The sequence below is a fragment of the Bacillus sp. YBWC18 genome (assembly GCF_002998775.1).
Taxonomy (GTDB): domain Bacteria; phylum Bacillota; class Bacilli; order Bacillales; family Bacillaceae; genus Bacillus.
Genome location: NZ_PVRI01000002.1, coordinates 272,210 through 293,414, shown reverse-complemented (window position 1 = coordinate 293,414; position 21,205 = coordinate 272,210). Strand labels below are relative to the sequence as shown.

The following is a 21,205-nucleotide window of genomic DNA, read 5'->3' as shown; positions in this document are numbered from 1 at the left end:
TTTTTTTATTTTTGGCGTTTTAAATTCTCATATACCTGTTTCAGTGCGCCTTCAAATTTGCCTGTTTGCTTCGGTTCATAGTATTGCTTGTTTTTCAGCGGATCAGGTAAGTATTGCTGCTTCACCCAGCCGTTTTCATAATCGTGTGGGTATAAGTAATCGACACCTCTGCCGAGTGCTGTAGCTCCTTTGTAGTGAGCATCCTTTAAATGAACAGGGATTTCACCAATTTTCCCTGAGCGAATGTCACCCAGCGCCGCATCAACCGCCTTATATGCTGAGTTGGACTTAGGAGAAAGACACAGTTCAATGACTGCGTTAGCCAGCGGAATTCGTGCTTCCGGGAAGCCGACTCTTTCTGCTGTTTGAACAGCGCTTAACACACGAGGACCTGCCTGCGGACTAGCTAAACCAATATCTTCGTAAGCCATCACGAGTAATCTCCTTGAAATGCTTTCAAGGTCTCCTGCTTCAATCAGTCTGGCAAGGTAATGCAGCGCCGCATCTGCGTCAGATCCTCTAATGGATTTTTGAAAAGCCGAGAGGACATCATAATGAGCATCACCATTCTTATCATGTGAGAAGCTCTTTTTTTGTAAACATTCTTCTGCTGCGGCAAGAGTGATCATAATATGCCCAGCCTCATCTGCTTTTGTCGATAAGACAGCTAGTTCTAGCGCATTTAAAGCAGAGCGTACGTCTCCGCCGCATCCATTGGCAAAATGATTCATCGCTTCATCGTTCACTGTCACCTCATAACCGCCAAGCCCGCGATGTTCATCCTGTAACGCTCTTGTTAACGCAGCCTTGATTTGCTCTGTTTCAAGCGGTTTCAGCTCAAATATTTGTGTCCGGCTTCGGATGGCAGGGTTGATCGCATGATAGGGGTTAGCCGTCGTTGCGCCAATTAAAATGATCATGCCATTTTCTAAATAAGGAAGAAGGAAATCCTGCTTTCCTTTATCAAGCCTGTGAACCTCGTCTAAAATAAGGATGACTTGGCCGCTCATTTTCGCTTCAGCGGCGACAGCTTCCATATCCTTTTTGTTATGAATGACTGCATTCAATGTCCGAAACGCAATGCTTGTACTGCCAGCGATCGCGGTCGCAATCGATGTTTTGCCGATGCCCGGCGGTCCGTATAAAATCATCGAGGATAAATGTTTTGCCTCGACCATTCGTCTAATAATTTGACCTTCTCCAACGAGATGCTCCTGCCCAATGATGTCTTCAATATGACTTGGGCGCATCCGGTACGCTAAAGGTTTCATGATTATCTCTCCTAAAGCAATGTCTTGTTTGTATAGAGTACCGAAATTTCTTCAAATAGAAAAGGGATGCGTCCTCCTAAAGCGCTCAGAACCGGCAAATGAAAGTTGGCTGAAAGTATGATATAATTGCTTTTGGTCTATATATCAGCGTATATGAAATCAGAAAAATAATTGATGACATAGAATAGAAAACGCAGAGGTGTTTAACTTGAAAATTTCAACTAAAGGCAGATATGGTCTGACGATCATGATCGAATTAGCCAAAAAACATGGCGAAGGCCCCACATCATTAAAATCAATCGCTCAAAACAATAATTTGTCTGAGCATTATTTAGAGCAGCTTGTCTCACCACTTCGGAATGCCCGTCTTGTGAAAAGTATTCGCGGTGCATATGGCGGCTATGTTCTTGCACATGAACCAAACGAAATCACAGCCGGTGATATTATTCGTGTATTAGAAGGACCGATTAGTCCTGTCGAAGTCATCGAAAACGAAGAACCAGCAAAGCGTGAACTTTGGATTCGGATTCGTGATGCAGTAAAAGACGTACTAGACAATACAACTCTTGAAGACTTGGCAAGCTACACAGATGACGGAAATCAAGACGCGTATATGTTCTATATTTAGATCAGAGGTGTACCGGAAATGGAACGAATCTATTTAGATCATGCGGCCACAACGCCAATGGATCAGCGTATTGTGGACAAGATGATGCCTTACTTTACAGAGATATTTGGCAATCCCTCTAGTATTCATTCATATGGGCGCGAGGCAAGAAAGTGGCTCGATGAAGCAAGAGAAGTGATTGCAGGAGAATTACACTGTAAACCGCAGGAGATCATCCTCACAAGCGGAGGGACAGAGGCGGACAACCTGGCGATTACAGGTGTGGCCATGGCAAGACAGCATGAAGGAAAACATATCATCACAGCAAAAACAGAGCATCATGCGGTGCTGCACACATGTGAACGCCTAGAGAAGCTAGGATTTGACGTGACATATTTAGATGTGGATGAAACTGGATTGATTCATCTTGAACAACTAAAACAAGCACTGAGAGATGATACGATTCTTGTGACCATCATGTACGGCAATAATGAAACAGGTGTGATTCAGCCAATCAAAGACATTGGCGAGCTTTTACACAATCACACTGCTCATTTTCATACAGACGCCGTGCAGGCGTTTGGAACAATGCCTATTGATGTAGCAGACCTTCATATTGATCTCTTATCTGCTTCTGGCCATAAGCTAAATGGTCCAATGGGAACAGGCTTTTTATATGTAAACGAAGGCGTGAAACTTTCTCCGCAAATATTCGGTGGAGAACAAGAGAGAAAACGCCGTGCTGGCACTGAAAATGTGGCAGGGATCGTTGGACTTGCAGAAGCTGTTCAATTAACGAAGCAAAATAGAAGAGAAAAAGCCATGCATTATGGTAAGCTCAAAGAAATCATGCTGCAAGTATTCGAAGAGGAATCACTTACTTTCTCTGTCAATGGGCACCCGAAAGAGACATTGCCTCACATTTTAAATGTTCATTTCCCGGGCGTTTCCATCGAATCGTTACTTGTGAATTTAGATATGGAAGGAATTGCTGTTTCAAGTGGATCTGCATGTACGGCTGGATCCGTCCTTCCTTCGCACGTGTTAAGCGCCATGTATGGCGAAGAAGCAGACAAGCTGACGTCCTCAGTCAGAATAAGCTTCGGTCTTGGGAATGAAGAGGATCATGTGAAACAGGCGGCACGCAAGATAGCAGCTGTTGTCAAACGCTTAGCCAAATAAACGTTCCTCTTTTGTTCGTGTGTGAAAAATGAAACAGCCAAGCACCTGAAGAACGAAACGCACATGCTGTTTCATTGAAAATGGAGTTGATGAAGATGACAAAAAGACCAGAAGACACAAGAGTTGTGGTCGGTATGTCCGGAGGAGTCGATTCATCAGTTGCTGCTCTTATGTTAAAGGAGCAAGGCTATGATGTAATCGGCATATTTATGAAAAACTGGGATGACACAGATAAAAATGGTGTATGTACAGCAACGGAGGACTATGAGGATGTCATCCGCGTGTGTAACCAAATTGGAATCCCTTATTATGCGGTGAATTTCGAGAAGCAATATTGGGACAAAGTGTTTCAATATTTCCTTGATGAATATAAAGCGGGCAGAACGCCAAACCCAGATGTCATGTGTAACAAAGAGATTAAGTTCAAAGCGTTCCTCGAGCATGCATTGTCACTCGGTGCGGATTATTTAGCAACAGGCCACTATGCGCGCGTCGACAGAACTGGCGATGAAGTCAAAATGCTAAGAGGTCTTGATGCCAACAAAGACCAAACGTATTTCTTGAATCAGCTGACTCAGGAACAGCTTGATAAAGTCATGTTCCCAATCGGAGATTTAGAGAAGAAAAGGGTTCGTGAATTGGCAAAAGAAGCAGAGCTCGCAACAGCAACGAAAAAAGATTCAACGGGTATTTGCTTTATTGGGGAAAGAAACTTTAAAACATTCCTCAGTCAATATTTGCCTGCGCAGCCTGGCGTGATGCAGACAATGGACGGAGAAGTCAAAGGTGAACATGATGGACTGATGTATTACACGATCGGTCAACGCCAAGGTCTTGGCATTGGCGGCAGCGGTGATCCTTGGTTTGTCGTTGGAAAAGACTTGAAACAAAATATCTTGTTTGTTGAACAAGGTTTCCACAATCCACTTTTATATTCTGAAAGCATTTCAGCCGTCAATATCAGCTGGACGCGTCCTCATATTGTCGGCGAAAATGGTGAATTAACATGCACAGCCAAATTCAGATACCGTCAAGAAGATCACCATGTGAAGGTCAAAATGACAGGTGAGCAAGAAGCGATGGTCATCTTTGATGAACCCGTTCGTGCTGTCACACCAGGACAAGCGGTTGTCTTTTATGATGGCGACGAATGTCTTGGCGGCGGAACAATTGACGATGTCTTTAAGGACGGCCAAAAGCTGTCGTATGTGTAACATGTTTTCAAAACCTCAACGTCGCTGTTGAGGTTTTTTAATGAAAGGATGAGAGAGCGAATGAATCATAACGAAATCGGCATAGAAGCCTTAAATCAGGGGAACATCGAAAAAGCAGCTGAAGCTTTTACGAAAGCCATTGAAGAAAGCCCAAAAGACCCGGTTCCATATATTAACTTTGCGAATTTGCTTTCAAGCATCAATGAATTTGAACGTGCGTTAAACTTCTTTCAAAAAGCCATTGAACTTGATCACGCCGCAGCTGCAGCCTATTACGGGGCAGGAAATGTATACACATTAAAAGAAGACTTTATGAAAGCAAAAGACTATTTTGAACAAGCACTACAAGCTGGCATGGAAAATAGTGATTTATTTTATATGCTGGGGCAGACGCTCATCAAATTAGAGCAGCCGAAGCTTGCGATGCCCTATCTTCAGCGTGCCATCGAACTGAATGAAGAAGATAATGAAGCAAGATTTCAATTTGGCATGTGCTTAGCCAATGAACAATTGCTGGAAGAAGCGGTGACAACCTTTACCGAGGTGGTCGCGCGTGATCCGCAGCATGCAGATGCCTTTTATAATTTAGGGGTTGCGTATGCATACTTAGAGAAAAAAGACGAAGCACTTGAGATGCTAGGAAAAGCCATTGACGTGCAGCCTGACCATATGCTGGCACTACATGCGCAAAAGCTGATTCAAGAGGCAGAATAGACGGAAGGAGGGAAGACCTGTGCAGGAACATCCAGATCAAATGAAGCTTGAGGACGAACCGTTTTTAAAGGGGACAGTTCAAGCCGTTATTTTCCATAATGAAAGTAATTTATACTCGGTGTTAAAGGTGAAAGTCATTGAAACATCGGAAAACTTAGAGGAAAAAACAGCATCTGTCACAGGCTACTTCCCAGCACTTCATGAGGAAGAAACTTACACCTTCTATGGCAAAGTCACAAGCCATCCGAAATTTGGTGAACAGTTTCAGGCCACTCATTTTCAAAAGGAAGTACCGACAACGAAGCAAGGAATCATTCATTATCTCTCAAGTGATTTATTTGAGGGGATAGGGAAAAAGACGGCGGAAGAAATTGTGGGGCAGCTTGGCAATCAGACGCTTCATAAAATTATGCGTGACCCAGCTGTTTTGTATGATGTTCCGCGCTTATCAAAAAAGAAGGCAGATAAGCTGGCCGCAGCGCTCCAGGAACATCAAGGATTGGAACAAATCATGATCAGCCTGAATCAATATGGCTTTGGTCCTCAGCTCAGCATGAAGATATACCAAGTGTACGAGAGTGAAACGCTGCAAAAGATTGAGGAAAACCCGTATCAGCTCGTCAAGGATGTCGAAGGGATCGGATTTATTAAGGCGGATGAGCTTGGCGCTAGAACCGGCATCTCAGGAAATGACCCAGAGCGAATCCGTGCAGCCCTGCTTTATACAGTCGAAACAGCAAGTCTTCAGGACGGTCATACGTACATACAAACGAAAGATTTGATCGTTGAAACCCGCAAGCTGCTCAATCAGACAGGCAATGAGTACAAAGTGACGGAAATGGATGTCGCCAATCAGATCATTGCACTTGGCGAAGGGAAAGAGATGATCATTGAAGATGAGCGCTGCTATCATCCGTCCTTATTTTATGCGGAGCAAAGTGTCGCCAAACGGATACAAAAGATCGTCTCCCAAACGGAATATGCAGATCAATTCCCTGAATCGGAATTCCTGCTCGCACTTGGCGAGCTCGAGGAACGGCTGGGAGTCCAGTATGCGCCGACACAAAAGGAAGCGATTCAAAAGGCACTCATGTCCCCGATGCTGCTTTTAACAGGCGGACCTGGGACTGGGAAGACAACGGTCATTAAAGGGATTGTTGAGCTTTACAGCGATCTTCACGGTGTCTCTCTTGATCCGAGTGATTACAAAAAAGATGAATCCTTTCCATTTGTGCTTGCGGCGCCAACTGGACGAGCAGCTAAACGGATGACAGAATCAACAGGGCTTCCAGCTGTGACGATTCACCGTTTGCTCGGCTGGAACGGATCAGAGGGCTTTTCGCATGATGAGGAACAGCCGATTGAAGGAAAGCTTGTCATCATTGATGAATCAAGTATGCTGGATATTTGGCTTGCGAATCACTTGTTTAAAGCGATTCCTGATCATATCCAAGTGATCATGGTAGGAGATGAACATCAGCTTCCATCTGTCGGACCAGGCCAAGTGTTAAGGGATTTACTTGCCTCACAAGCCGTACCAGCTGTTACACTGACAGATATTTACCGGCAGGCAGACGGCTCCAGCATTGTTGAACTTGCACATGATATGAAAAATGGCGTACTGCCAAAAGATATTACCGCACGTTCAAAGGACCGATCCTTCATAAAATGCTCAGCTGATCAAATGAAAGAAGTGATTGAGAAAGTCGTCAGCAATGCTGCTCAAAAAGGCTATTCAGCAAAAGACATTCAAGTGCTTGCGCCAATGTATAAAGGGAAAGCAGGCATTAATGAGCTCAATAAAATGCTGCAGCACATTTTGAATCCTAAAAAACCAAAGGGCAGAGAAATCCCGTTTGGTGATGTGGTGTACCGGACCGGTGATAAAGTGCTTCAGCTTGTGAATCAGCCGGAAAATAATATTTTTAACGGTGATATCGGCGAAATTGTCTCGATTTTTTATGCGAAAGAAAACACGGAAAAAGAAGACATGGCTGTGATCTCCTTTGATGGGAATGAAATCACCTTTACAAAAAAGGATTTTCATCAATTTACACATGCATATTGCTGCTCCATCCACAAATCACAAGGCAGTGAATTCCCAATCGTTGTGCTGCCAGTCGTGAAAAGCTACTACAGAATGCTGCGGCGAAATCTGCTGTACACAGCCATTACACGAAGTAAAAAGTTTTTAATCCTGTGCGGTGAGGAATCAGCGCTGGAGTGGGGCGTGAAAAACAATGAGGATTCGCTCAGACAAACGTCCTTAACGATGCGGCTGATGCAAACTGATGAAGTTATGGATGCGGAGCTTGCAGCGCTCCAAAAAGAGCTTCCGTTTAGCGTACATGACGCAAATATTGGCATGGAGGGAATCACTCCGTTTGATTTTATGCATGAATAAAAGGCTTCCATACGGGAGCCTTTTTAGCGTGAAAAGAAATCCTCATATCCCGTTCATGGAAGCCATTTCTTCGTATGAGTATCGAAGCAAACGCACACGATAAGACTGTTCCGCAAAAGGTGGTTGAGCACATTTTGAGAACATGTCGAGAGCTTGAAGGAATGTCAATCTATACAGGTGAGCTGTCTCATTCACTTGGTTCCATTAAAGATATTTGCTTATTAGCCGGAGGCAGCTGCGGAGGATATGTGTTAGATGGGAAAAAGAAAGACTGTGCACTCATTCCATTCTCTGCTGGTGATCAGCTGACAGACAAAGGCTTATATGTGAGCCGCCAGGAGGGAGTAGGCATGGATTCCTCTGCCCCATCCTTCTTATTTTCGAAATTGAAAAAGAAAATGATGCAGTCGCCTGACGGTGAAAATTTAGGCATTTTGGAAGATGTATACTTTTGCACAAATTCGGGCACAATCGTAGCATATGAACTCTCGGACGGCTTCTTTACAGAGCTATCAGGGATTCGAAAACAGCTGAAGGCTGCCGGAACCTTGATCAACGTTCAAAAGGAAGCACTTGTTCTAAACCGAACGTAAAGAGGTGCTGATTATGCTCATTTGCCCAAATTGCAAATGTAAAGACATCGGAAAAATTGGGGTCAATCAATATTATTGCTGGGGCTGTTTTATTGAATTGACGCTGTCAAAAGGCAAAATATCTACACACCAAGTGGAAGAAGACGGGACACTAAGCAGCTTAGATGATCTGTTTAGTGATGATGAACGTTCAATTCAACTATAAGTGTTAAGGGGGAATTTCGAATGGGCAAAATGACTTCTTCACTATTAACGCTTGGTGCAGGTGCACTCGCATATCACTTTGCAAGTCGATATGATATGCCATCAAAGCGGGATATGAAAAAGCTAAGAAAACGCGTTATGAGAATGATGTAAACAAAAAGGCATCCGCCAAGAGCGGATGTCCTTTTTTATGCCTGCCTGTATTCTAATCGGCGTGCAAGTAGTGATAAGCTGAAATTGACGACAAAATACATCATCGCCGCTAATAGGAAAATGGGCAGTAAGTAAGATTGGCTCTGACCGTTTAATATTTGAGCGTGATGCAATAGTTCTGGAAGTGCAATGACAACAGCAAGCGACGTATCTTTTAAAAGAGAGATGAATTGACTGACAATTGGCGGCACCATTCGGCGTAAAGCCTGCGGCATAATAATCATTTTTAACGTTTGAATATAGGTTAAACCAGAAGACCTGGCTGCTTCGATCTGCCCCTTATCAATTGATTTTAAACCGCTTCGAATAATTTCTGACAGCATCGCTGATTCAAATACGGTTAAAGCTGCAATAGCCGAGGCTGTAATGCTCAGCTTAATGCCGATTTCGGGCAGTGCAAAATACGTAAAAAAGATGATCAATAAGAGCGGCAGGTTTCGAATGGTTTCTACGACGACTGCAAGTATCTTTGATAAAACCGGAATTTGAGCGAACCGCAATGTGCCAATGACTAATCCAATGAGAAAGCTCAAAATGATGGAGATAAAAGCCACTTTTAAGGTGACAGCAAATCCTTCAAGTAAAAAGGCGAGATGATCAGGCTGGTAGGCACCTATAAAATCCATGGTGTTTCCTCCTTTCTAGTGGCTTCTTGCTAATCTTTTTTCTAAATAACCAACGCCTATACTGAGCGGAATCGTTAATAGCAGATAGAACATGGCAACAAAGATGTAGACATCAAATGTCACAAATGTTCTAGAAGCGATGAGGTCTCCTTGATACATGAGATCAAACCCTGCAATGACACCTAAAATAGAGGAGTTTTTGACAAGGTTAATAAATTGATTCCCAAGAGGGGGAATGACAATTTTAATCGCCTGCGGCAGAATGATATACCGCATCGTCCCGCCATAGGATAGACCTGAAGCGCGGGCGGCTTCCATTTGTCCAAGCGGTACAGCTTGTATCCCTGCGCGAATGGCTTCAGCAATAAAGGCAGAGGTATAAATGGCAAGGGCAATTGTGCCAGCGGTGAAGCCATCTGCTACAATACCTAGCACGGGTAAACCAAAGAAGAAAACGAATGTAATCAATAATAACGGAATATTCCGAATAAATTCCACATAAGCCGTTCCTATCCAGTTGAGCGGCCTGAGTGGCGCAATTCTCATAATGGCAATGAGTGTACCGATCAAAAAGCTTCCAATCAAAGCAATGACACTTGCACCAATGGTATATTTAAAGCCTTCTACATAAAGATTGAAGTTTTCAGTGAGAATGGAAAACCGCAGCAATCAGTTCACTTCCTTCCTGATCAACAGGGGAGCCAATGAGCGGCTCACCCTAAGATAATAGGTCTTAACAAGTCAAACGGTTATTCTTTGATCCATTTTTGATGAATCTTGTCATACTCTCCATTGTCTTTTAAGGTTTTTAGGGCTTTATTGATCGCAGTTGTTAATTCCTGATCCCCTTTCTTTACAGCAATGCCATAAGGCTCATCTGTAAAGGTGCCGCCGACGACTTCGTAATTTGAATCCTCATCTGCCATACCAAATAAGATCGCATTATCAGTTGTCAGCACTTGCCCTTGGTTTGATTTTAAAGCTGTAAAAGCTTCCTGATAGTTCTCAAATTCTAATACAGACGCTTCAGGTGCTTTTTCGCGGATATTTTGAGAAGAAGTAGATCCTTTCACTGCAAGCACTTTCGTCCCTTTTTTAAGATCATCAATCGATTGAATGTCGCTTCCTTTTTTCACAAGCAGTGATTGTCCTGCTTCAAAGTAAACATCTGAGAAATTGACTTCTTTTTTACGCTCTTCGGTAATCGTCATGGTTGCGACGATCGCATGAATATCTCCTTTTTGCAGTAAAGGAATTCTCGTTTTCGATGTCACTTCTTTGAATTCTGCTTTTCCTTCATCACCGAGCATTTCCTTTGCGATGGCTTTTGCTATATCGATATCAAATCCTTCGATATCTCCGCTGCTAGGATTTTTTAGACCGAAGAGACGTGTATCATTCTTGACCCCGAATATGATTTTTTTGTCTTTCTGAATGGCTTCTAAAGAGCTTCCTTGCTTTGCATTCGTCGAGCCTTTTTCAGCAGAGCCGCAAGCAGCTAAAGCGGCAATACAGCAAGTCATAAAGAGTAGTAGGCCAAAGCGTTTCATTTTTTTCATCAAATCTTTCCCCCTAGTGATTTAAAATACGGCTTAAAAAGAGCTGAGCGCGTTTCTCACGCGGTTTCTCATAAAATGCAGCCGGTGTTGACTCTTCAAGAACTCTGCCTTCATCAATAAAGACAATGCGGTCGGCCACTTCCCTGGCAAACCCCATCTCATGTGTGACGACTACCATGGTCATTCCTTCTCGGGCGAGCTGCTTCATCACATCTAGTACCTCTCCAATCATCTCTGGGTCGAGTGCCGATGTCGGTTCGTCGAACAGCATGATCTCTGGCTTCATCGCAAGCCCTCTTGCAATGGCAACACGCTGCTGCTGTCCGCCTGAGAGTCTTGAAGGGTAGGCGTCAGCCTTATCAGGAATGCCGACTTTATGTAAATAAAATTCGGCTGTTTCCCTCGCTTCTTCCTTGCTCACCTTTTTCACCTTCATTGGCGCAAGCATAATGTTTTCAAGCACCGTTTTATGAGGATAGAGATGAAAATGCTGAAACACCATCCCGATATTTTGCCTGACAAGATTAATGTTGGTCTTCGGATGCTGAACAGGCACTTGGTTGACGAGTACCTTTCCCTCATCAATGCTTTCAAGACGATTGATGCATCTGAGCATCGTGCTTTTACCTGATCCTGAAGGACCGATGATCACGACCACCTCACCTTTTTGAATATGTAGGTTAATGTCCTTAAGTACATGGAACTGGCCATAATGCTTGTTGACTTCTTCGAATGTGATCATGAAAAACCTCCTCTTGTACATGATGGAATATTCAGTGGAGATATTTTAGTGACTTTTGATGGAGCTGTATGTTTCATGTGTATTCATTTTTAACAAAGTTAGGACAAATTTTATTTACATGGATAATTGCAGAAGAAGGTTAAACAATAAGAAAAGAGGTGAAAAAGGTGAAGAAACGTCCGATCCAATTTCTGATATATGCTGCAGGGGTCCTGCTTGTCCTTGCATCCTTGCTCATTTTACTGCAGCTCGACGAGTTATGGATGCCTATTTTTTTGTTGTTAAAGGCGGTTCTGATTCCGCTTCTCATTGCTATTTTTATTTCTTATCTGCTTTATCCGATAGTGGAAAGATTGCACGCGGGGGGCTTACCAAGGACTGTTAGTCTCTTATTGATTTATGTACTGTTTTTTGGCGGGATTGGGCTTGCGGTTTATAAAGGGGCACCTGTCATGATTAAGCAGTTAAATGAGCTGTCAGAACAAATTCCTGTGCTTGCTGAAACGTATAATGGCGCCTTATCTCATATTCATCGTCATACTAGCCATTGGCCCGACGGACTTCACGACAGGCTGGACCGTTTGATTGTCCAATCGGAGACATATGCAGCTAACGGCGCTGAGCGGATGATTCTTAGCTGTAAAGTATTACTTGATTACGCTTTAGTTGCAGCGCTCATTCCTTTTCTTGTTTTTTATATGGTGAAGGACATGAATACGATGAAGCGGGCTGCATGGTATTTAACGCCGCCCTCATTTCGGAAGAGGGGACATGCGTTTGTGAAAGCAGTTGATGAATCGCTTGGTAATTATATTAGAGGGCAGCTGCTTGTCTGTTCCTTAATCGGCGGTGCAGCAGCCATTGTGCTCTGGCTGTTTCATATTCCGTACCCGCTTGTCCTTGGTATGCTGATTGGCGCAACGAATGTCATTCCGTATTTTGGACCGATTATTGGCGCGATTCCCGCTGTCTTTATTGCGTTTACCATCTCGGTCAAATCGGTTATTATTGTGCTGATCACAGTAGCAGTGCTGCAATTTTTAGAAAGCAACGTCCTCAGTCCGATCATCGTAGGGAGAAGTCTCCATATGCATCCTGTCGTCATTATGCTTGTCTTGCTCGCAGGAGGAGAGCTATTTGGCTTAATTGGGATGATTTTAGCGGTACCTACAGCTGCTATAATCAGGGTGATCATTGTGCAATATATCCTCATGAGACGAAGCGTTCATTGACAAGAGGAGCCGAGTTGTCTATAATAATTTCGATTCATACATACTGAATTCAATGACGGACCCGAGTACGTTAAAAAGCTGTTGCAGAGAGAGGCTTTATTTTGCTGAGAAAAGCCTTATCAGACCTTTAACGGAAGCTAGTCCCGAGTGCAGATAAACACTGCCGCTCTCTTCCGGCGTTATCGGATGTGAAGGTGATAGACGAATAGGTCTATAATCAGGGTGGTACCGCGAGAGCATCTCGTCCCTGTGTAAGTCGTTTTGTGCTTGCATAGGGCGGGATGTTTTTTCGTTTGTGTGGAGATTGATGAATGATAAGGGAGGATTTTTGAATGAAAACTTTAACTTCAGCTCAAGTACGCCAAATGTTTTTAGACTTTTTTAAAGAAAAAGGACATGCTGTAGAACCGAGTGCGTCACTCGTACCGCATGATGATCCGACACTTTTGTGGATCAACAGCGGCGTGGCAACATTAAAGAAATACTTTGATGGCCGCGTCGTACCTGAAAATCCGCGTATTTGCAACGCGCAAAAATCAATTCGTACAAATGATATTGAAAATGTAGGAAAAACGGCACGCCATCATACGTTCTTTGAAATGCTCGGCAACTTCTCTATTGGTGATTATTTTAAAGAAGAAGCGATTGAATGGGCGTGGGAATTCCTCACAAGTGACGAGTGGATTGGCTTTGACCCGAATTTGTTATCTGTAACTGTCCATCCAGAGGACGAAGAGGCGTATGTTCTATGGAGAGATAAAATCGGTGTTCCTGAAGAACGTATTATTCGTCTTGAAGGAAACTTCTGGGATATTGGCGAGGGCCCAAGTGGACCGAATACGGAAATTTTCTATGACCGCGGCGAATCATACGGTGACGACATGAACGATCCAGAATTATATCCTGGCGGAGAAAATGAGCGTTATCTAGAAGTGTGGAACCTTGTGTTCTCTGAATTTAACCATAATCCAGATGGGTCATACACGCCGCTGCCGAAGAAAAACATTGATACAGGGATGGGTCTTGAACGAATGGTATCTGTCATTCAAAACGTACCAACGAACTTTGATACAGATCTATTCATGCCAATTATTCGTGCAGTTGAAACCATCTCTGGAGAAAGCTATGGCGAGACAAAGGAAAAGGATACAGCATTTAAGGTAATTGCTGACCATATCCGGACGGTTGCCTTTGCTGTAAGTGATGGAGCGCTTCCTTCCAATGAAGGCCGCGGGTATGTGTTAAGACGTTTACTTCGCCGTGCAGTGCGTTATGCAAAAACCATTCACATTCACCGCCCGTTTATGTATGACCTAGTCCCAGTGGTTGCGGAAATCATGAAGGATTTCTACCCAGATGTACAAGCAAAAGAAGAATTTATTGCGAAAGTCATCAAAAATGAAGAAGAACGTTTCCATGAAACACTGAACGAAGGGTTAGCCATCTTGTCAGAAGTCATCAAAAAAGAAAGAGACAAAGGCAACACGCAGATTTCAGGTGAAGATGTCTTTAAACTGTATGACACGTATGGATTCCCTGTCGAGCTGACAGAAGAATACGCAGAAGATGAGAACATGACAGTGGATCGAGAAGGCTTCCAGGCTGAGATGGAGAAGCAGCGTGAACGTGCAAGAAATGCGAGACAAGATGTCGGCAGTATGCAGGTTCAAGGCGGCGCTCTAGGAGATATTAAAGTAGAAAGCACATTCGTTGGCTACGAAAATCTAACGGCAGATGCCCATATTGTCGAATTGCTTCAAAATGGTGAAATTGTCACAGAAGCACATGAAGGCGATACGGTACAAATCTTGTTAGATGAAACACCTTTCTATGCGGAAAGCGGCGGACAAGTGGCTGATAAAGGGACATTAAAAAGCGCTGAAGTCATCATCGACATTAAAGATGTGAAAAAGGCGCCAAACGGTCAGCATGTCCATGAGGGAGTTGTTGTAAGCGGTACAGCCAAAAAAGGACTTGAAGTCACTGCAGAAGTGGAATCAGCTCTTCGAAAAGGCATTGTGAAAAACCATACAGCGACACATCTTTTGCATCAGGCGTTAAAAGATGTATTGGGCAGCCACGTGAACCAAGCGGGATCATTGGTGAATGAAAACAGACTTCGCTTTGACTTCTCTCACTTTGGACAAGTGACAAAAGAAGAATTGTCTCAGATTGAAAAAATCGTGAACGAAAAAATCTGGGAAGGCATCTCTGTTGCGATTGACCTGAAGCCGATTGCTGAAGCAAAAGAAATGGGTGCAATGGCGCTCTTTGGCGAGAAGTATGGCGATATTGTCCGCGTGGTCCAGGTAGGCGATTACAGCATCGAGCTATGCGGCGGCTGTCACGTGCAAAACACGGCGGAAATCGGGTTGTTTAAAATTGCGTCTGAATCGGGTATTGGTGCTGGAACACGCCGGATTGAGGCTGTGACTGGTAAAGGTGCATACGAAGAATTAAATGACCAGCTGGCCATTTTAGAACAGGCAGCGAGTGAGCTGAAGTCAAATACGAAAGACGTACCAAAACGTATCGCCGCATTGCAGGCAGATTTAAAAGAGGCTCAAAGAGAAAACGAATCTCTTCTTGCAAAATTAAGCCAGGCTGAAGCAGGCTCTATTTTAGAGAAAGTGACAGAAATCGGCGGAGTGAAAGTGTTAACTGAAAAAGTAAACGCGAAAGACATGAACCATTTAAGAACAATGGTTGATGACTTAAAAGCCAAATTAGGATCAGCTGTCATTGTGCTCGGAGCCGTTCAAAACGGAAAAGTAAACATTTCAGCAGGAGTAACAAAAGACGTCATCGAAAAAGGTCTGCATGCAGGGAAACTTGTGAAGCAGGCAGCTGAAATCTGCGGCGGAGGCGGAGGCGGACGTCCAGACATGGCACAAGCAGGCGGTAAACAACCGGAAAAGCTAGAAGAAGCACTGGCAACTGTCGAAGAATCTGTCAAATCCGTTTTATAATCAGGCGATGTAGTGTAGAATAATGGTATTAGATGAGCGGTTAGAAAAAAGCTTGCTAGTAGAATGTTGGAAGAGAGGTGCAAGAAGCAGTGAGTTCATTTGATAAGACAATGAAGTTTAACTTCTCTGATGATTCAGCTGAAACCAATGTGAATGAAGTGCTCATTACAGTATATGACGCACTCCAAGAAAAAGGATACAACCCGATCAATCAAATTGTCGGATACTTGCTGTCAGGCGACCCTGCTTATATTCCAAGACATCAGGATGCACGCAACCTAATTCGTAAACTAGAACGAGACGAATTAATTGAGGAATTGGTTAAATCGTACTTAGAGACACATAAAGAGGCGTAAAACATGAGAATTTTAGGCTTGGATTTAGGCACGAAAACCCTTGGTGTTGCGATCAGTGATGAAATGGGATGGACAGCGCAAGGGATAGAAACAATTAAAATTGATGAAGCAGGCGGAGACTTCGGTCTCAGCCGCCTGTCTGAGATCGTCGCGCAATACGGAACGGATAAAATCGTACTTGGCTTTCCAAAAAATATGAACGGTACGGTCGGTCCTAGAGGCGAAGCCAGCCAATTATTTGCGAAAGTGTTAGAAAACACGTACAATGTTCCTGTTGTGCTTTGGGACGAGCGTCTGTCGACAATGGCAGCGGAAAAAATGCTCATCTCTGCAGATGTGAGCAGACAAAAGCGTAAAAAAGTCATTGATAAAATGGCGGCTGTTATGATCCTGCAAGGGTATTTAGACAGCTTAAATTAAAATGAGGTGAATCAAATGGAACATGGAGAAAAGCAAATTACAATCGTTGATGATAATGGAAATGAACAGCTTTGCGAAGTACTATTTACTTTTGAAAGCGACCATTTTAACAAATCATATGTTCTTTACTACCCAATTTCTGAGCAAGACAATGAAGAAATTGAAATTCATGCATCAAGCTTCACGCCGAACGAAGACGGTGAAGATGGCGAGCTAGAGCCTATTGAAACGGATGAAGAATGGGATATGATTGAAGAAACATTAAATACGTTCTTAGATCAAGAAGAAGACGAAGAATAGAACGAATAAAAGGCCTGTGAACGGATCTTGGTGATCTTTCTTCACAGGTCTTTTTTTACGATCAATATGTTAACTTTATTTTATTTTATGTTGACATAATAAACTGTACCTTTTACTCTAATTTTAATAACGAATTGAGTGAGGGGCATGAATGTTGAAAATTCAAGATATGATGCAAATGGCGTTAATGACAGCGGTTATCGGAATGTTAGGGTTGATCCCGCCGATTTTACTTACGTTTACACCTGTACCAATCACATTGCAAACGGCAGGTCTTTTGCTTGCTGGGGGGCTGTTAAAACCAAAACAGTCACTGATCAGTTTACTTCTGTTCCTCTTGGTTGTGGCAGCAGGCGCACCTCTTTTGTCTGGTGGGAGAGGCGGAATTGGAGTCTTTTTTGGGCCAAGCGGAGGTTTTTTATTAGCTTATCCAGTGGCTGCTCTTATGATCAGTTTTTGGCTGAACCGACTAAAAAAAGTGACCGCTCTGCGTCTTTTTATGATCTTTGCGGTATGCAGTATTGGGATTTTGTATCTATGCGGCATTCCTTTTCAAGCCATGATGATGGATATAAAGGTCACTCAGGCAGCTCTTCTTAGTCTGATTTATATTCCAGGTGATCTCATCAAAGCGGGCATGTGTGCCGTTCTCACGGTGAAAATCATTGAGGCCATGTCATATCGAAAAAGGGATGTGCATAAAGGGAGGCGTGCGGTTTGAACAGAATAACGGATAGCTATGCATTACATGCAGAAATGAACCCAGATCATATCGCTATCATTGATGGAAAAGAAAGGATCACTTATCAAGATTGGTATGAACGTGTCCAGACATCGGCACAATGGCTGCAACGAACGGCTCATGAGCAAAAAAGAGTCGCTTTTTTATTATCAAATGGTGCTTCTTTCTTGCAAATATTTGCTGGCGCTGCTTGTGCAGGGTGGACAGCTATCCCGCTTGATCCGAGATGGGGCCATGAGGAATGTGTAGAAAAGCTCTTGTTAAGTGAGGCAGCTCTCGTTATTATAGAGGATCGATATATGGAAAGATTTGAAAAACACAGCGTAGACATGCCGGTTTTTTCTTTATCTGAATGGAAGGAAAGAATGAGCCTGATCACACAAGGTCCATATAACAAAAGCGACAGCGAGAACGACCCTGTCTTTTATATGGGATTTACGTCAGGATCAACGGGTTCACCTAAAGCCTTTATCAGGCGTCAGCAGTCATGGATCGAAAGCTTTCGAACGACAGCGGATACATTTGGAATCACTCATCAAGATCATGTTCTTATAGCAGGCACACTCTTATCCTCTCACTTTTTATATGGTGCCATCAGTACCCTATACTTTGGCGGCACAGTGACGCTTTTAGAAAAATTCACGCCAATGAAAGCAAAGAAAGCTTTAGAGACAGGAGACATCACTGTTATGTATACTGTCCCGACAATGACAGAATCGTTACTGCAAATTAATGCTTTTGAGGGAGACAACCCGCTTCTTGTCATATCATCCGGAGCAGATTGGGGCATTTCATCAAAAAAACAACTTGTCACCAACTATCCGCATGTCACTTTTTTTGATTTTTACGGCACATCAGAGTTAAGCTTTGTTTCCTACTTATCTTCAAATGACTTTCTGCAAAAACCTTCTTCTGTCGGACGACCCTTTTCTTCCATTCAAGTCGAAGTGAGGCGGGCCGATCAATCTGTCTGCCAGCCAAATGAGACAGGAAGAATTTATGTGAAGAGCCCAATGTCTTTTTCAGGCTACTTACATGAGGTGAAACCGCCGGAGGAGTGGCTGACAGTTTATGATATGGGCTGGATGGATGAAGACGGCTATTTGTATATGAGCGGCCGTGAGAATGGCATGATCGTCTATGGGGGGCTGAATATTTTTCCGGAGGAAATTGAACGCGTGCTAAATGAACAGCCCGAGGTGAAGCGGTCGATTGTGGTTGGCGTTCCTGACCCATATTGGGGTGAAATTCCTGTTGCCATTATTGAAGAAGGACAGCAGACAAAGACGGTTCGGCAAGCTGTCAAAGAAAAATTGGCTGCCTACAAGATGCCTAAAAAATGGCTTGTCATTGATCAAATGATTGAAACATCTGGGGGGAAATTAGCACGTGCCAGCATGAAAAAGTGGGCGGAGGAGCAGTTGTCATGCAAGCAGTAATCGTACAAGCAAAACGGACACCCTTCGGTGATAAAAACGGGATGCTGAAGGATTATCGTCCAGAGCAATTAGCCGCGCCCCTTATTCAGCATTTGTCTCAAGGGATGACGCCGGACGACGTCATATTAGGCAATGTTGTAGGAGGCGGCGGAAATATGGCCCGTCTGTCCTCATTAGAAGCAGGGCTTTCTTTGCACGTTCCTGGTATGACGATTGATAGGCAGTGTGCCTCTGGTCTTGAAGCAATCCGAACAGCTTGCGTCATGGTTCAATCAGGGGAAGGCTCAATGTATATCGCTGGCGGGACTGAGAGCATTTCCGGATCACCAATGAAAGAAAGAGCCCGCTTTTCACCTGAATGGATAGGAGATCCGGCTATGGGCGAAGCAGCAGAGCTGACCGCCTCGAGATTTTCTGTTACAAGAAAAGAACAAGATGATTATGCGCAATTAAGCTGGGAAAGAAGTATAGACGCAATCAAACGTGGTACATATTCAGAGGAAATTGTTTCGATTAGCGGACTGAGCATTGATGAAGCGGCCGCTAAAATAAGACCGATGAAGAAGCTGATCCAGCGGGCAAAGCCTGTATTTTCACCGGGAAAAGGATCTGTGACTGCCGCCAATAGCTGCAAAGAAGCAGACGGGGCAGCAGCGGTCGTTGTGATGGAAAGAGCGCTAGCGGAGGCAAATGGGTTTCAGCCAATGCTGCGATATGCCGGAAGTGCTGTTGCGGCAATGCATCCCAATTTTCCAGCTGCTGCGCCGATTGATGCGATGAAGAAACTTCTAGATCAAGAGAAAATCAAGGCAGAGGATGTTGCACTGTTTGAAATCAATGAAGCTTTTGCTCTGAAAATAGCGCTGATTGCTCGTACGCTTGGTATTCCTTATGACCAGATCAATAAAAGAGGCGGTGCACTTTGTCTTGGTCATCCATACAGCGCATCGGGAGCTGCTATGATGGTGAGACTATTTTACGAAGCACGCGCTTTACCAAATGGAAGCTATGTCATGGCTGCTATTGGAAGCGGTGGCGGCGTTGGTTTAGCCGTATTATGTCAAGTTCTGTCATGAGATGCATGAGCAAGTAATTGCCGAACTCCGTCGAATCATGTACTATAAAAGCTAGATGTGAGGAGGGCCATGCATGTTTTCAGAACAAAAGAAACGACCATTTTTTAAAAGAAAAATGGGGATCGTCCTGTTATCTGTTCTTGCTGTCATCATCATTGCAGCATTATCAGGCTTTTTATATGTTAAATCAGCACTTGGACCGGTCGATCAAAAAAGCAAACAAACGATTAATATTCATATTCCAAATGGGACATCTGTCCGTGAGATTGCGGGCATTTTAAAAGAAAATGGGCTCATTTCGAATGACACGATTTTCACTTATTATGCAAAATACAAAAATGCGTCCGGATTTAAAGCAGGGTATTTTCATTTAAAACAAACGATGGACGCAGACAAGCTGATTCAAAAGCTGACATCTGGAGGGACAGACTACGCCTTTCAGCTTGTGATTCCAGAAGGAAAACAGCTGTCTGATATTGCGGCGATTATTGCAAACCAGACGCATTTTTCAGCCAAGGAAGTGGAAGCAAAGCTTGATGATCCTGCGTTTATTCAAACGTTAATGAAAAAATATCCGAAAACGGTGACATCACAGGTAAATGGCAAACAGGTGAAACATCCGTTAGAAGGTTATTTATTCCCTGCGACGTATCCATTTTATCGTGAGGATGAATCACTCGAAACGATCATTGAAACAATGATTAAACAAACAGATCAATACGTGAAAACGTATGAAAAAGACATGAAAAAGACAAACATGTCCATACATGATGTGTTAACGATGGCATCACTGATTGAAATGGAAGCGACGGAAAAGACGGATCGAGCAAAAATCTCTAGTGTATTTTATAACCGGTTGAAAAAGGACATGCCGCTTCAAACCGACCCAACCGTTCTTTATGCACTGGGAGAGCATAAATCCCGCGTTTATTACAAAGACCTTAAGGTGAAATCTCCTTATAATACGTATAATAACAAGGGGCTGCCGCCTGGACCTATTGCAAATGCTGGTGAATCTTCATGGAAGGCGGCACTGCATCCAGAGAAAACGGATTATGTGTACTTCCTTGCGAAGAAAAATGGAGAAGTCGTCTTTACGAAAACGTTAAATGAGCACAACAAAGCGAAAGCAAAATACATCACAGGCAGTAATTAATGTACATGTGAATCGAAAAAGACTGTAGACAATACAAGATTGCCTGCAGTTTTTTTCGTTGGAATATCCATTTTATAGGTTCGCAATTACCACTTCTTTGTGGTAAAATATATCGGGTTGTTTTTACTTAGATGAACGAAAGATTGACGAGAAAGAGAGCTGCAATAGGCAGGACTCTTCTTTTTC

At 43.4% G+C, this 21,205-nt stretch carries 22 protein-coding genes and 1 other annotated feature; of the genes, 17 read left to right on the top strand and 5 right to left on the bottom strand.

Annotated elements, in window-relative coordinates; genetic code table 11:
• Nucleotides 1–5: 5 nt before the first annotated feature.
• A complete protein-coding gene (locus tag C6348_RS07805) occupies nucleotides 6–1,271 on the bottom strand; it encodes a replication-associated recombination protein A (protein ID WP_034661526.1) in 1,266 nt (421 codons plus the stop codon).
• A 208-nt stretch (nucleotides 1,272–1,479) separates the two neighbouring features.
• Here C6348_RS07805 and cymR point away from each other — a divergent pair, with 208 nt between their 5' ends.
• The 8 genes from cymR to C6348_RS07765 all read left to right on the top strand — a co-directional run bounded on the left by cymR (nucleotide 1,480) and on the right by C6348_RS07765 (nucleotide 8,342).
• The gene (cymR, locus tag C6348_RS07800; RefSeq protein WP_012010726.1) at nucleotides 1,480–1,899 is read left to right on the top strand and encodes a cysteine metabolism transcriptional regulator CymR; all 420 of its coding nucleotides are present in this window, start codon (nucleotides 1,480–1,482) and stop codon (nucleotides 1,897–1,899) included.
• 18 nt (nucleotides 1,900–1,917) lie between these two features.
• Nucleotides 1,918–3,060, top strand: a complete 1,143-nt coding sequence (locus tag C6348_RS07795) for a cysteine desulfurase family protein (RefSeq protein WP_106042522.1) — start codon at nucleotides 1,918–1,920, stop codon at nucleotides 3,058–3,060.
• 95 nt (nucleotides 3,061–3,155) lie between these two features.
• Nucleotides 3,156–4,274, top strand: a complete 1,119-nt coding sequence (gene mnmA / locus C6348_RS07790) for a tRNA 2-thiouridine(34) synthase MnmA (protein ID WP_106042520.1) — start codon at nucleotides 3,156–3,158, stop codon at nucleotides 4,272–4,274.
• A 60-nt stretch (nucleotides 4,275–4,334) separates the two neighbouring features.
• Complete coding sequence (locus C6348_RS07785) at nucleotides 4,335–4,988, top strand: tetratricopeptide repeat protein (protein ID WP_034661516.1); 654 nt, start codon at nucleotides 4,335–4,337, stop codon at nucleotides 4,986–4,988.
• A gap of 19 nt (nucleotides 4,989–5,007) precedes the next feature.
• Nucleotides 5,008–7,392 carry an SF1B family DNA helicase RecD2 gene (gene recD2, locus C6348_RS07780; protein ID WP_106042518.1) on the top strand — a complete coding sequence of 795 codons (2,385 nt, stop codon included), beginning with the start codon at nucleotides 5,008–5,010 and terminating at the stop codon, nucleotides 7,390–7,392.
• 74 nt (nucleotides 7,393–7,466) lie between these two features.
• Nucleotides 7,467–7,985, top strand: coding sequence for a PRC-barrel domain-containing protein (locus tag C6348_RS07775; protein WP_106042515.1), 519 nt, complete (start codon nucleotides 7,467–7,469; stop codon nucleotides 7,983–7,985).
• A 13-nt stretch (nucleotides 7,986–7,998) separates the two neighbouring features.
• Nucleotides 7,999–8,190 (top strand): hypothetical protein, encoded by a 192-nt coding sequence (locus C6348_RS07770; RefSeq protein ID WP_003216308.1) that lies wholly within the window; start codon nucleotides 7,999–8,001, stop codon nucleotides 8,188–8,190.
• A 20-nt stretch (nucleotides 8,191–8,210) separates the two neighbouring features.
• Complete coding sequence (locus C6348_RS07765; RefSeq protein WP_003216198.1) at nucleotides 8,211–8,342, top strand: YrzQ family protein; 132 nt, start codon at nucleotides 8,211–8,213, stop codon at nucleotides 8,340–8,342.
• A gap of 35 nt (nucleotides 8,343–8,377) precedes the next feature.
• On the opposite strand, the gene C6348_RS07760 is transcribed toward C6348_RS07765, so the two are convergent.
• The 4 genes from C6348_RS07760 to C6348_RS07745 all read right to left on the bottom strand — a co-directional run bounded on the left by C6348_RS07760 (nucleotide 8,378) and on the right by C6348_RS07745 (nucleotide 11,329).
• Entirely contained in the window at nucleotides 8,378–9,028 is a 651-nt protein-coding gene (locus C6348_RS07760) for an amino acid ABC transporter permease (RefSeq protein WP_060596860.1), read from the bottom strand.
• Nucleotides 9,029–9,043: 15 nt separating this feature from the next.
• Entirely contained in the window at nucleotides 9,044–9,697 is a 654-nt protein-coding gene (locus C6348_RS07755) for an amino acid ABC transporter permease (RefSeq protein WP_034661510.1), read from the bottom strand.
• A gap of 80 nt (nucleotides 9,698–9,777) precedes the next feature.
• The gene (locus C6348_RS07750; protein WP_095285500.1) at nucleotides 9,778–10,587 is read right to left on the bottom strand and encodes a transporter substrate-binding domain-containing protein; all 810 of its coding nucleotides are present in this window, start codon (nucleotides 10,585–10,587) and stop codon (nucleotides 9,778–9,780) included.
• A gap of 13 nt (nucleotides 10,588–10,600) precedes the next feature.
• Nucleotides 10,601–11,329, bottom strand: coding sequence for an amino acid ABC transporter ATP-binding protein (locus tag C6348_RS07745; RefSeq protein ID WP_106031250.1), 729 nt, complete (start codon nucleotides 11,327–11,329; stop codon nucleotides 10,601–10,603).
• 167 nt (nucleotides 11,330–11,496) lie between these two features.
• Between C6348_RS07745 and C6348_RS07740 the strand changes: the two genes are divergently transcribed.
• From C6348_RS07740 to mltG, 9 genes are all read left to right on the top strand, one after another.
• The gene (locus tag C6348_RS07740) at nucleotides 11,497–12,561 is read left to right on the top strand and encodes an AI-2E family transporter (protein ID WP_060596856.1); all 1,065 of its coding nucleotides are present in this window, start codon (nucleotides 11,497–11,499) and stop codon (nucleotides 12,559–12,561) included.
• 43 nt (nucleotides 12,562–12,604) lie between these two features.
• Nucleotides 12,605–12,813: a binding site (T-box leader), on the top strand.
• A gap of 80 nt (nucleotides 12,814–12,893) precedes the next feature.
• Nucleotides 12,894–15,530, top strand: a complete 2,637-nt coding sequence (gene alaS, locus C6348_RS07735; protein WP_106042513.1) for an alanine--tRNA ligase — start codon at nucleotides 12,894–12,896, stop codon at nucleotides 15,528–15,530.
• Nucleotides 15,531–15,619: 89 nt separating this feature from the next.
• Nucleotides 15,620–15,886 (top strand): IreB family regulatory phosphoprotein, encoded by a 267-nt coding sequence (locus tag C6348_RS07730; protein ID WP_024718370.1) that lies wholly within the window; start codon nucleotides 15,620–15,622, stop codon nucleotides 15,884–15,886.
• A 3-nt stretch (nucleotides 15,887–15,889) separates the two neighbouring features.
• Nucleotides 15,890–16,306 (top strand): Holliday junction resolvase RuvX, encoded by a 417-nt coding sequence (ruvX, locus tag C6348_RS07725; protein WP_034661502.1) that lies wholly within the window; start codon nucleotides 15,890–15,892, stop codon nucleotides 16,304–16,306.
• A 15-nt stretch (nucleotides 16,307–16,321) separates the two neighbouring features.
• Entirely contained in the window at nucleotides 16,322–16,606 is a 285-nt protein-coding gene (locus C6348_RS07720; RefSeq protein WP_034321391.1) for a DUF1292 domain-containing protein, read from the top strand.
• 154 nt (nucleotides 16,607–16,760) lie between these two features.
• Nucleotides 16,761–17,327, top strand: a complete 567-nt coding sequence (locus tag C6348_RS07715; protein ID WP_106042511.1) for a biotin transporter BioY — start codon at nucleotides 16,761–16,763, stop codon at nucleotides 17,325–17,327.
• Nucleotides 17,324–18,787, top strand: a complete 1,464-nt coding sequence (locus tag C6348_RS07710) for an acyl-CoA synthetase (RefSeq protein WP_106042509.1) — start codon at nucleotides 17,324–17,326, stop codon at nucleotides 18,785–18,787. Before C6348_RS07715 ends, C6348_RS07710 begins: the two co-directional genes overlap by 4 nt.
• Nucleotides 18,775–19,863, top strand: coding sequence for an acetyl-CoA C-acyltransferase (locus tag C6348_RS07705; protein WP_106042507.1), 1,089 nt, complete (start codon nucleotides 18,775–18,777; stop codon nucleotides 19,861–19,863). Before C6348_RS07710 ends, C6348_RS07705 begins: the two co-directional genes overlap by 13 nt.
• A gap of 73 nt (nucleotides 19,864–19,936) precedes the next feature.
• Entirely contained in the window at nucleotides 19,937–21,019 is a 1,083-nt protein-coding gene (gene mltG / locus C6348_RS07700; protein ID WP_106036918.1) for an endolytic transglycosylase MltG, read from the top strand.
• The last annotated feature ends 186 nt before the right edge of the window (nucleotides 21,020–21,205 follow it).

What these genes read in the sequence shown, in the direction of transcription:
- C6348_RS07805 (WP_034661526.1), bottom strand. Translation starts at nt 1,271, where the DNA reads ATGAAACCTTTAGCGTACCGGATGCGCCCAAGTCATATTGAAGACATC.
- C6348_RS07795 (WP_106042522.1), top strand. Translation starts at nt 1,918, where the DNA reads ATGGAACGAATCTATTTAGATCATGCGGCCACAACGCCAATGGATCAG.
- mnmA (WP_106042520.1), top strand. Translation starts at nt 3,156, where the DNA reads ATGACAAAAAGACCAGAAGACACAAGAGTTGTGGTCGGTATGTCCGGA.
- C6348_RS07785 (WP_034661516.1), top strand. Translation starts at nt 4,335, where the DNA reads ATGAATCATAACGAAATCGGCATAGAAGCCTTAAATCAGGGGAACATC.
- C6348_RS07775 (WP_106042515.1), top strand. Translation starts at nt 7,467, where the DNA reads ATGAGTATCGAAGCAAACGCACACGATAAGACTGTTCCGCAAAAGGTG.
- C6348_RS07770 (WP_003216308.1), top strand. Translation starts at nt 7,999, where the DNA reads ATGCTCATTTGCCCAAATTGCAAATGTAAAGACATCGGAAAAATTGGG.
- C6348_RS07765 (WP_003216198.1), top strand. Translation starts at nt 8,211, where the DNA reads ATGGGCAAAATGACTTCTTCACTATTAACGCTTGGTGCAGGTGCACTC.
- C6348_RS07760 (WP_060596860.1), bottom strand. Translation starts at nt 9,028, where the DNA reads ATGGATTTTATAGGTGCCTACCAGCCTGATCATCTCGCCTTTTTACTT.
- C6348_RS07750 (WP_095285500.1), bottom strand. Translation starts at nt 10,587, where the DNA reads ATGAAAAAAATGAAACGCTTTGGCCTACTACTCTTTATGACTTGCTGT.
- C6348_RS07745 (WP_106031250.1), bottom strand. Translation starts at nt 11,329, where the DNA reads ATGATCACATTCGAAGAAGTCAACAAGCATTATGGCCAGTTCCATGTA.
- alaS (WP_106042513.1), top strand. Translation starts at nt 12,894, where the DNA reads ATGAAAACTTTAACTTCAGCTCAAGTACGCCAAATGTTTTTAGACTTT.
- ruvX (WP_034661502.1), top strand. Translation starts at nt 15,890, where the DNA reads ATGAGAATTTTAGGCTTGGATTTAGGCACGAAAACCCTTGGTGTTGCG.
- C6348_RS07720 (WP_034321391.1), top strand. Translation starts at nt 16,322, where the DNA reads ATGGAACATGGAGAAAAGCAAATTACAATCGTTGATGATAATGGAAAT.
- C6348_RS07705 (WP_106042507.1), top strand. Translation starts at nt 18,775, where the DNA reads ATGCAAGCAGTAATCGTACAAGCAAAACGGACACCCTTCGGTGATAAA.
- mltG (WP_106036918.1), top strand. Translation starts at nt 19,937, where the DNA reads ATGTTTTCAGAACAAAAGAAACGACCATTTTTTAAAAGAAAAATGGGG.